Origin of the sequence: Streptomyces pseudogriseolus (genome assembly GCA_002154585.1) — a bacterium.
GTDB lineage: Bacteria > Actinomycetota > Actinomycetes > Streptomycetales > Streptomycetaceae > Streptomyces > Streptomyces pseudogriseolus.
Genome location: MUNG01000244.1, coordinates 1 through 10,483 on the forward strand (window position 1 = coordinate 1; position 10,483 = coordinate 10,483).

Annotated in this window: 10 protein-coding genes; 3 read left to right on the plus strand and 7 right to left on the minus strand. The window is 74.6% G+C overall.

All coding sequences use genetic code 11. The features are described 5' to 3' along the window. From CCN29_RS21805 to CCN29_RS21830, 6 genes are all read right to left on the minus strand, one after another. Positions 1–785: AAA family ATPase (locus CCN29_RS21805; protein ID WP_107481723.1), on the minus strand; the 785-nt coding region annotated here is incomplete at its 3' end. Positions 786–815: 30 nt separating this feature from the next. Continuing rightward, positions 816–2,477, minus strand: coding sequence for a VMAP-C domain-containing protein (locus tag CCN29_RS21810; RefSeq protein WP_086683871.1), 1,662 nt, complete (start codon positions 2,475–2,477; stop codon positions 816–818). Continuing rightward, positions 2,474–2,824 carry a CU044_2847 family protein gene (locus CCN29_RS21815; RefSeq protein WP_086683874.1) on the minus strand — a complete coding sequence of 117 codons (351 nt, stop codon included), beginning with the start codon at positions 2,822–2,824 and terminating at the stop codon, positions 2,474–2,476. Before CCN29_RS21815 ends, CCN29_RS21810 begins: the two co-directional genes overlap by 4 nt. Positions 2,825–2,969: 145 nt before the next feature. Then, on the minus strand, positions 2,970–4,310 hold the full coding sequence (locus tag CCN29_RS21820) for a carboxyl transferase domain-containing protein (RefSeq protein WP_086683877.1): 1,341 nt from the start codon (positions 4,308–4,310) through the stop codon (positions 2,970–2,972). After that, positions 4,303–5,772: an acyl-CoA synthetase gene (locus tag CCN29_RS21825; RefSeq protein ID WP_086683880.1), complete on the minus strand. Its 1,470-nt coding sequence runs from the start codon at positions 5,770–5,772 to the stop codon at positions 4,303–4,305. The genes CCN29_RS21820 and CCN29_RS21825 overlap by 8 nt, the downstream gene beginning before the upstream one ends. A 110-nt stretch (positions 5,773–5,882) precedes the next feature. Further along, a complete protein-coding gene (locus CCN29_RS21830; RefSeq protein ID WP_031059995.1) occupies positions 5,883–7,268 on the minus strand; it encodes an SLC13 family permease in 1,386 nt (461 codons plus the stop codon). A gap of 179 nt (positions 7,269–7,447) precedes the next feature. On the opposite strand from CCN29_RS21830, the gene CCN29_RS21835 reads away from it, so the two are divergent. Beyond that, entirely contained in the window at positions 7,448–8,155 is a 708-nt protein-coding gene (locus tag CCN29_RS21835; RefSeq protein WP_031018782.1) for a FadR/GntR family transcriptional regulator, read from the plus strand. Positions 8,156–8,222: 67 nt separating this feature from the next. After that, on the plus strand, positions 8,223–9,098 hold the full coding sequence (locus CCN29_RS35415) for an ATP-grasp domain-containing protein (protein ID WP_086683883.1): 876 nt from the start codon (positions 8,223–8,225) through the stop codon (positions 9,096–9,098). Here the strand turns inward: CCN29_RS35415 and CCN29_RS21845 are convergent. Beyond that, positions 9,076–9,690: a hypothetical protein gene (locus CCN29_RS21845; protein WP_086683885.1), complete on the minus strand. Its 615-nt coding sequence runs from the start codon at positions 9,688–9,690 to the stop codon at positions 9,076–9,078. The genes CCN29_RS35415 and CCN29_RS21845 overlap by 23 nt on opposite strands. A 155-nt stretch (positions 9,691–9,845) precedes the next feature. Here CCN29_RS21845 and CCN29_RS21850 point away from each other — a divergent pair. Beyond that, positions 9,846–10,483 (plus strand): IclR family transcriptional regulator (locus CCN29_RS21850; RefSeq protein ID WP_086683888.1); only part of this gene is annotated, 638 nt, incomplete at its 3' end.

The window sequence follows — 10,483 nt, forward strand, 5'->3', positions numbered from 1 at the left end:
TCGGCGAGCCGGGCGTCGTCGGGCTGGCGCAGCCGCAGGGTGACGCAGCGGCGCAGGAAGGCGGGCGGGAACTCGCGCTCGCCGTTGCTGGTGAGCACCACGAACGGGAAGGCCCTGCAGCGAACCAGGCCGCGCTCCACCGGGACCCGCTGGTCGCTGCCGTCCGTCATCACCTCGGCGGCCGGGGTGTCCCGGGCGCCGCGGATCAGCTCGGGAATCTCGTACTGGCCCTCTTCCAGCACATTCAAAAGGTCGTTGGGCAGATCCAGGTCGCTCTTGTCGATCTCGTCGATGAGCAGGGCGCGGGGGCGGTCGTAGGGGAGGAGGGCCGTGCCGAGAGGACCGAGGCGGAGGTGGTCCTCGATGCCGGAGCCGGTGGGGACGGCGTTCCGGGCGGCGTAGAGGCGGGAGAGAGGGTCGTACTGGTAGAGGCCGTCGTGCAGGGTGGAGCGGCTGGTGATGTTCCAGCGCAGGACCGGCCCGAGCTTCAGCTCGCGGGCGACGGCGTAGACCAGTGAGGACTTCCCGGTGCCCGGCGGGCCGGTGACCAGCAGAGGGCGGCGCAGGTAGAGGGCGGCGTTGACGAGCTGGACCGTCTCCTCGGTGGGCCGGTAGGTCGCGGCCCGGTGGGTGCGGTCCGGGGAGACCGCAGCGGTGTCGGCGGACCCGTCCGGGCTCGGAAGCACCGGGGCCCCGTCGAAGGCCCGCCAGGGCGGGGGCGGCGGCAGTTCGGCGATGCCGTCGTGGGGTTCGTTGCTGCCGGTGTAGACGGGCCACAGGGGCATGGGAACTCTCTCCTGGATCCTGACGGCGCTTCAGCGGACGGGGGAGTGCAGACTGGCGGCGGGCTGGGGGAAGCAGCGCGGGTCGTCCCAGAGCAGTTGGACGTCCTTCGCCCAGTGACGGTCCGGGTCGTCGTCCGCCTCGGCGGTCTCCCGCATGTTCATGACGTGGCGGGGCAGCTCGGCGGGCGGGACGCCGGCGACGCCGTCGGTGAGTTCGTCAAGGAATGTGGTGCCCGCACAGGGGCCGTCGTGTCCTGGGGTGGTGCATCCGGTACGGGGCCACAGCAGCACGGGGACCGGGGTGTTGAGGCCGGCCTCGAAGTTCGGGCGGGCCGCGTGGGGAGGGTAGGAGAACCCGGCCAGGCCGACGTCTTCGTCGCGCAGTCGCTTGCGCAGGCCCGCCGGGCGCTCCCGCCCGCCGCAGTCGACGCGGTGCAGTGGAGCCGCAGGGCGGGCTTCCAACTGCTGCCACGTCTTCGTCAGCTGGTGCCGCAGCCGCCCGCTGCGGTGCCGGGATCGGTCCATCACGACCAGCGGATGGGCGCAGCCCAGCGGGGTGGAGTCCTCAGGGCCGCACTCCCAGTGCGCCACTGGTTCGTTGAGCCATTCACGAGGCAGCACGAATGCCAGCAGTTCCTGCGCGTCCGGCGCGAGATGGTCGAAGGCCGCGTCGATCCGCTGCTGCACGAATTCGCGTACGGCGCTGCGCGGAATCCGCCGGGAGTCGACCCGCCGTCGGTGGCCGTCCCGGCAGGCGGAGACCTCCACGGTGACCTGGTCCGCGCCGGCGCCGCTGTGCTCGATCTCGACCAGGATCGGAGACCACCCGGGCGCGACGGCGCGGGGGGCGGGCGGTGCGTCGAGCAGGTCACCCAACCGGTCAGCGAACCGGGTCACCGCGTCCGTGTCCGGCACTTCTCCCATCACGTAGCCGGCCGCGGCTCCCAGCGAGGTGAACCCACCCTCGGGCAGCGGCGGCCCGAACGGACCGACAGCGTCCACGTACAACCGGTCCGGGGAGCAGTCCAGGCCCTCGGCGGCTGCCCGCCGCACCAGTACGTTGAGCCGCCGTACCGTCTGCGGCGGATGGCCGGAGGCGGGCATCAGCTCACAGAGCTCGGGCCAGTAGCGGACCATGACCTGCGTCGGCAGCATCCGGCCCACCCGGACGTCCTTGCCGCCCGCGACGGTCGACACCATCCCCACGACCCGGCCGTCCGCCAGGGCCGCCGCAGCCCCGCTGAACCCCGGTGCCAGCGGCTGTCCGTGCGCGGTCGTCGCCTCCAGCTGTGCCCACTCGCCGTAGATCAGCGGTCCTGGCAGCGCCCGGTAGGAGGCGAGCATGCCCTCGTCGTACCCCCTGGGGAAGCCGTACGCGATCAGCTCGTTGTTCCCCTGGTGCTCCCAGGGCGCGGCGAACTCGGCCGGCTGGAGAGGGACCTCACGGCCGAGGTCGAGTACGGCGAGGTCACCTTGGTCGGTGGGGCCGCCCTGCCAGCCGCCGTGCACGGTGACGGTCGCCGGTATCCCGGTCAGCTCACGGTCGGCCGGGAAGCTGACGACCACCGGGGACGACTCCCGTCGGCGCACCACATGGGCGCAGGTCAGGACGTGGCGGCCGGAGACCAGGAAGCCCGCGCCCACCTCGCTGCCGCACTCGACGCGGGCGTGCCAGGCGGTGCCACCGGTCACGGCGCGGTGGTCTCCGCACCCGGGGCGGGCCGTTGCCCCGGTGTCCAGCTCAGCCGGACCACCAGGTGCCCCTCCGCGGCTCCCTTGGCGATCACCGCGCCTGATTCCGCGGTGAGCTTCACTCCGAACTCCAGTTCCACGGAGTCGGGCCGCAGGGAACCGTCCCGGAAGACCCGGAGCGCGGACGCGGCCGCCGCGCGCACCCCGTCCAGCGCGCCTTCGAAGGTACGGGCCGCCCGGGCCGGACCGTCCTCGCGCGCCACCAGCCTGGCCCCCGACTCGTCCTCGACTCCCTCGACGACCACGACGGCGCCGTCATCGGTCTTGAACTCCATCAGTCCGTCCATGGCGTGGCGTGCTCCCCCGTGCGATCCGTGAACACCAGGCGAACTCCATTGTCACGGACGGCAGTCGGAATGTCGCCCGATCGTCGTGACTCTCGAAGCGACCCCTGTCCGGTGACATCGCGTTCGTGTCGGCGGAGTTGACGGCTCAGGCACCCTCGGGTCCGGCGATCCCCCGCACCACCCCCAGCTCCACCAGGTCCTGCGGCCGGATGCGGAGGGCGTCCGCCGTGGGGCGGATGTCTGACGGTGGGCGTTTCAGGATGGCCGCGGCCAGTTCCGGGGCGATCACCGAGAAGTAACTCTCCGGGGTGGCCCAGGTGTTGTCCGGCGCGGCGAGCGCGAGTGCTCCGCCGGAGCCGCCCTCGCCGATGACCAGGGTGGTCAGCGGGGTGCGGGCGGCGGCGACGGCTGCGAACAGGTCCGCGACGGCCGGGCCCGCGCCCTGCCGTTCCGCCTCCGCGTCGTTGGCCGCGCCCGGGGTGTCCACCAGGGTCAGCACCGGGATGCCGAGGCGGTCGGCCAGCCGGACCAGGCGGGCGGCCGTGCGGTAGCCGGCGGGACGGGTGGCCGTGCCGGTCTGCGCCGCGTAGGCGACCGTGCGGCCCTCGTGGTCGCCGAAGCCGCAGAGCATGCCGTCGGGGTCGGCGCCGCCGCAGCGGTCGCCGGAGAGCGTGACGCGTGAGGTGAAGTACGCGTCCAGATAGGCGGCGGCGCGCGGGCGGTGCGGGGAGCGGGCGCGGCCGACCGCGTCCCAGCCGGTGGCCGGCAGGTCCGCCGCGCCCAGCGCGTACGGCGGCGGGGCCGGGTCGGAGGACGGGCGGGTCAGCAGGCGCAGCCAGCGGCCGAGAGTGGCTCGCAGCTCCTCCGGCGGGACCACCGCGTCCGCCGCGCCCGCCGCGACCTGCGCCTCCGCCGTGTACGCCGCGGGGTCGGCGCCCGGCGGGCGGACCCGGGAGCCGGCGAAGCCGACCTGCGCGCCGGGCAGCGCGAGCACGACGTCCGCGCCCGCGCCCAGGGTGGCCCATCCGCCGCCGGTCGTGGGGTCGCGCAACACCGCGATCAGGGGCAGCCCGGCCTCCCGGGCGCGCGCCGACGCGCGCGCCACCCGCTGGAGCTGGGTCAGCGCGAGCATGCCCTCCTGCATACGGCTGCCGCCGGTGGCGACCAGGGACACCAGCGGCAGCCGGTGCGTCACGGCGTGCGCGTACGCGGCCTCCAGACGGTCGCCGGTGCGCTCGCCGAGGGAGCCGCCGAGGAAACCGAACTCGAACGCGATCAGCACGGCCCGGGCGCCCTCGACGTCCCCCACCGCGCAGACCACGGACTCGTCCTCGCCGGTGCGTGCGGCAGCGCGGGCGCGGGCGGCGTCGTAGCCGGGCCAGCCGAGCGGGCCGTCCGGCGCCGACTCCCGCTCCGGGTACGGCAGTTCGGTGAAACCGCCGGTGACCAGGGCAAGGGCCTCGCGTGCCGAGGCGCGGTCAGCCATGGGTCAGGGCCCGCTTCATGATCTTCCCCATGTCGTTGCGGGGCAGCACGTCGAGATGGCGGACGACACGGGGCCGCTTGTGCGGGGCGAGGCGCGCGGCCACATGGCCCGCCAGTTCCTCCAGGCCGGGCGGGGACTGCGGATCGGCCGGCACCACCCACGCCACGATCCGCTCGCCCAGGTCGGCGTCCGGTTCCCCGGTGACGGCCGCCTCCTTGACGCCCGGGTGCTCCAGCAGCGCGTTCTCGATCTCGCCCGCGCCGATCTTGTAGCCGCCGCTCTTGATCAGGTCGGTGGCCTTGCGGCCGACGATGCGGACGTCGCCGCCGGGGTCGCGGACCGCCATGTCACCGGTGCGGAACCAGCCGTCGGCGGTGAACGCCCCGGCGGTCGCGTCGGGCCGGTTGAGGTACTCGGTGAACAGGTTCGGCCCTCGCACCTGGATCTCGCCCACCGTCTCGCCGTCGTACGACGTCACCGGGGTGCCGTCCTCCTCGACCAGCCGCAGTTCGACGCCGGGCAGCGGCACGCCGACCGAGCCGGGGCGGGTCTCGGCGTCGACGCGGACGCTGGTGTTCATCAGCGTCTCCGTCATGCCGTACCGCTCGACGACCCGGGCGCCGGTCGCCGCCGTGATCCGCTCGTGGTCGTGCACCGGCAGCGCGGCCGAGCCCGACACCAGCAGCCGGGCCCCGGACAGCGCCCGCACCAGGTCCGGTTCGGCGGGCAGCGCCTCCGCGATGCGGTGGTACATCGTCGGCACGCCGAACAGCATGGTCGCGCCGTCGTTCAGCTCGCGGGCCACGCCCTCGGTGGTGAACCGGCCCAGATGGCGCACCGCGCCGCCGCGGCGCAGCGGGCCCAGCGTGCCGAGGACCAGGCCGTGCACGTGGAACAGCGGCAGACCGTGCACCAGCACGTCCGCGTCGGTCCACCGCCAGGCGTCGGCGAGGGCGTCCAGCGTGGAGGCGAGCGAACGGCGGGGGATCACCGCGCCCTTGGGCGGGCCGGTGGTGCCGGAGGTGTAGACGATCAGGGCGGGGTCCTCCGGGTCGCGCTCCCGGTCGTCGGGAACCGAACCCGGGTCGGCGCCGCGGGCCGGGTCCACGTCGACGCGCGGCAGGGCGGCCGACGCGTCGGGCAGCGGGACGCCGGGCGCGGCGAGGAGCACGTCGGGGGCGCTGTCGCCGAGGATGTGGCCCAGCTCCCGCTCGCCGGACTTCGGGTTGAGCGGGACCACGACCACTCCGGCGAGCAGGGCCGCGGTGACCGCGACGGCCGTCTCCAGGGTCGGCGTGGCCCACACGGCGGCCCGGCGCACCCCCTTGAGGTCCCCGGCCACCGCGCCGGCCGCGGCGGCGAGTTCCCCGTACGTCAGTGCGCGCTCGCCGAAGCGCAGGGCGGGACGGCCGGCATGGGCGCCGGCCGGGCCGTCGGTGAGGGCCGGGAAGAGAGAGGACACGCGTCGTACTCCTTGGTCGCTGTCGTCGCTGTCGTCGCTGTCGTCGCTGTCGTCACGTTGCCGTGGTCGCTGTGGTCGCCGTTGCCGGTGGCCGCCGGGTCCAGGGTGTCCTACCCCCAGCCGGGTACCACCATCACCAGCCACACCACCGCCGGGACCGCCGCGACGACGATCCCGCCGTACGCCATGAGCTGCCGGAAGAACCGCTCGCGGTCGACGTCGGGGGCGGCGGCGAGGACCAGGGCGCCGTTGGTGGAGAAGGGGCTGACGTCCACCACCGTCGCCGACACCGCGAGCGCGGCCACCATGCCGACCGCGCCGATCTCGCCCTGCGCCAGGAAGGGCACGGCGAGCGGGATCAGCGCGCCCATGATGCCGACGGAGGAGGCGAACGCGGACACGATCGCGCCGATGTAGCAGAGCAGCACCGCGGCCAGCAGCGGGACGCCGATGCCGCCGACGCCCTCCCCGGCCCAGGTGATGGTGCCCATCTCGTCCAGGACGCCGACGTAGGTGAGGACGCCGCAGATCAGCAGGACGGTCGGCCAGGCGATCTCGGTGACGGCGCGGCGGCTGTCGTCCGGCCAGACGGTGCTGAGCACGACCGCGAGGGTGATGGCGGTGAGGCCCGCGTCCAGGTCGAAGCCCAGGACGGCGACGACCAGGGCGACCAGGCAGACGAGGGTGGCGACGACCGGGGCGGTGAGCGGGACGGCGGCGGCCGGGACGGCGTCCGTGCGGGTGACCGTCGCGGCGGGCGCGGTACGGGTGCCCGCACCGCCGGTTCCGCTGCCGCCGGCACCGCTGCCCGAGCCGCTGTCAGCGCCGACGTCGCCCTTCGCCGCGTCCCCCTTCGCCACCGCGGTCCCGGTCTCCACCACCGCCCCCTGCCGCCACAGCTTCGGGCCGCCGCACACGGCGAACACCACCGCCGCGATGACCAGGTTCGCCAGCAGGGAGGCGAGGAACAGGGTGATCTCGCTGCCGGGCAGCTTCTCGCGCTCCACGATGCCGTTGACGATCGAGCCGTAGATGCTGATCGGCGAGAAACCGCCGGCCTGGGCGCCGTGCACCACCATCGCGCCCATCAGCAGCGGGCTGATGCCGTACCGGGAGGCGAAGCTCAGCGCGATCGGCGCGACGATCGCCACCGCGGCCGGGCTGACCGCGCCGATCGCGGTGAGCGCGCCGGTCAGGGCGAACATCACCCACGGGATCAGCGCGACCCGCCCCCGCACCGCCCGTACGGCCGCGTGCACCAGCCAGTCGGTGGTGCCGTTGGCGCGGGCCAGGGCGAACAGGTAGGTGACGCCGACCAGGACGACGAACAGGTCACCGGGGAAGCCGGCGAAGACGCCGTCCGCGTCGAGGTCGGCGACGAGGGTGCCGACCCCGAAGGCGGCGGCGAAGGCGAGCGCCCCCATGTTCACGGAGCGGGTGGTGGCGATGACGAACACCACCGCGAGGACGAGGACGGAGAGGAGTTCGGGGGACATGCGGGCTCCCGAGTGGCTGAGTGGCTGAACCACTTGCGGCGCTGGAATGGCGTAATCCGTTCGGTCGCACAGCGTGCGGCCCCCGCGGAGGCGCGTCAAGGGGTCGCGCATGAATTGGCTCAGCCACTCGGCCACTCGCGGCACCCCGGTGCTAATCTCCCGGCGAGAGGGGGACCGCCGTGACCGACGCCCTGCGCCCGATGGCGAGACAGCGCCTGTACGAGCAAGTGCTGGACCGGCTGCGCCAGTACGTCGCCGAGGGCGGCCTGCGTGCCGGGGACCGCCTCCCGCCGGAGCGCGACCTGGCCCAGCGGCTCGGCGTGAGCCGCGCCTCCGTGAAACAGGCGATCGTCGTGCTGGAGGTGCAGGGGCTGGTCGAGGCCCGGCACGGCGGCGGCACGTACCTGGTCCGCGACAGCCTCGACACCGAGCCGGTCGAGCGGATGGTGGAGCGGCGCCGCCGGCTGCCCGACGTGCTGGAGGCGCGGGAGGCCCTGGAGACCAAGCTCGCCGAACTGGCCGCCGAACGGCGCACGGACGACGACCTGACCGCGATGCGGTCCGCGCTCGCGCACATGGCCGAGGAGATCGACGCGGGCGGCGCGGGGGTGGAGGGCGACCGCCGGTTCCACGCGGCGGTGACGGCGGCCGCGCACAGCGCCCTGCTCGCGGAGTTCATGCGCTCCATCGCGGAGCAGATCGCCGAGAGCCGCACCGAGTCGCTGCGCCAGCCCGGCCGCCCCCACCGCTCGCTGGCCCAGCACCGGGCGATCCTCGACGCGATCGCCGAGGGCCGCCCCCGCCAGGCCGCCGCCGCCATGCGCCGCCATGTCCGCACCGTCGCCAAGGTCCGCCTGCTCGACTGGGACCCCGAGGAGGACCGCTAGCCGCACACCCCTGCCAGGTTGTTAGCCTCCTTGGCAGCCGGGAGCATCGTGGGAGGGGTGAGGCGGCGTGGTGCGTGTCGCGCTGGTGACCTGTGCGGACGGGCCCGACGTGGCCGAGGACCGGGATCTCCCGGTGCTGGTGCGGGCGTTGAACGACGCCGGGGCGCAGGCGTCCGCCGAGGTGTGGGACGACGACCGCGTCGACTGGGCCCGGTTCGACCTCGCCGTGATCCGCTCCACCTGGGACTACAGCTGGCGGGCGGCCGAGTTCACCGCGTGGGCCGAGCGCTGCGGCGCGCTGACCCGGCTGGCCAACCCGGCGGACGTGGTGCGCTGGAACACCGACAAGCGCTACCTCGCGGACCTCGCCGCGGCCGGGGTGCCGGTCGTCGAGACGCGGTACCTGGCGCCCGGGGACCTGGTGGAACTCCCGACCGCCGGGGGCGAGTTCGTGGTCAAGCCGGCCTCCGGCGCCGGCGCCCGGTTCGCCGCCCGCTACACCCCCGACGAGCACGACACCGCCGTACGGCATGTCCGGCGGCTGCACGACGACGGCTTCACCGCGATGGTGCAGCCGTACATGCGGGCCGTCGACAGCGGCGGGGAGCGGGCGCTCCAGTTCTTCGGCGGGAAGCCGCTGCACGCCAGCAGGAAGGGGCCGGTCCTCGCCCCCGGCACCCCCTACGACCAGCGGAAGACGGCCCACCCCGGGCTGACCCGCTGGACCCCCACGGCGGACGAACTCGGCGTGGCGGAAGCCGCGTTGGCGGCCGTGCCCGGCGCGCCCGAGCTGCTGTACGCGCGGGTGGACCTGGTGGACGGCGACGACGGACGGCCCCGGGTGATGGAGCTGGAGCTGGTCGAGCCGAACCTGTTCCTGTGGCTGCACCCCGGGTCGCTGCCCGCCGTCGTGAAGCGGATCATCGGGGCGGCGGAGAGCTGACGGCCGTCCGCTGGAGCAGCCCCCAGGTGAACTCGGCGACGACCTCGTGACGCCGGCCCCGCGCGTCCGGGGCGGTGAAGGCCAGCCCCCACCGGGTGGGCGCCGAGCCCTCCAGCGGGCGGGCCGGGGCGAAGGCGCGGGCGGCCTCGTCCACCGTGCACGACCAGGGCGTGAGGTCCTCCAGCGTGCGCAGCGCGGGCGCGGGCGTGTCCGGCGCGCGGACCAGCCACTCGTTCCACACCGGGCCCCCGCCGGCCGGGGTCAGCACCTCGAAGCGCAGGTCCGGCCAGAGCGGCACCGGCCACTGCCACGCCTCGCAGTCCAGGTCGCCGACCCGGCGCGGGGCGCGTGACTCCGGCTCGCCGAGCACCGACCGGTACCGGGACAGCGCCGGGCGGGGGCGCGGCGAGCGGACCATCGCCTGCCAGCGCCGGTTGGCCTCCCGCATGTCGGCGAGGGAGGCGCCCAGCGCGCGCCGGGCGTCCTCCACCGGGCCGGGGTTGTGGTCGGCCATGCGGCGCAGCAGCACCAGCTGGAAGTGGAACGGGGTGAACGGTTCGGGTGGGCGTCGTCCGGAAGGCACGTGACCCATCGTCGCCCACCGGGGGCTCCCGCGTACGCCGGCCGTGCGGGCCCCTGCCGGGGCGTTGCCCCCCGAGGCGCGCTGTGGCTAGCCTGTGTTCGTCATGCCGATCGTCTGTTGGTATATCGAACGCAGGCGCCGAGACAGCTAGGAGGGGGCCGGCCGTGGGACGACTCGTACCTGCCGTGACCCGGGCTCTCGACATACTCGAGCTCTTCCTCGACGGGGACGGCACGCTCTCCGCCCCCGACATCGTGCGCAAGCTCCAGCTGCCGCGCACCACCGTGCACGAGCTGGTCACCACGCTCGCGGCCCGCAAGTACATCGTCCCGGTCGCCGGCCAGCCCGGCCGCTACCGGCTGGGCGTACGGCCGTACCAGCTGGGCGCCCGCTACGCCGAGCACCTGGACCTCGCCGCCGAGGGCCAGCAGGTCGCCCGGTCCGTCGCCGAGACCTGCGACGAGACCGTGCACGTGGCGATCCTGGAGGACACCGACGTCATCTACATCGCGAAGGTGGACTCCACGCACGCGGTGCGGATGGTGTCGGCCGCCGGCCGCCGGCTCCCCGCGCACTGCACCTCCGTCGGCAAGATGCTGCTGGCCTCCCTCCCCGAACAGGAACTGGCCGCGCGATTCCCCGACGGCGCGGAGCTGGCCGCGATGACCCCGAACAGCATCACCGACCCGGCCGTCCTGCGCGAGACCCTCGCCGGGATCCGCACCCGGGGCGTGGCGGTGGAGAGCCGCGAGTCCAACCCGGACGTGTCCTGCGTCGCCGCCCCGGTGCGCGACCGCACCGG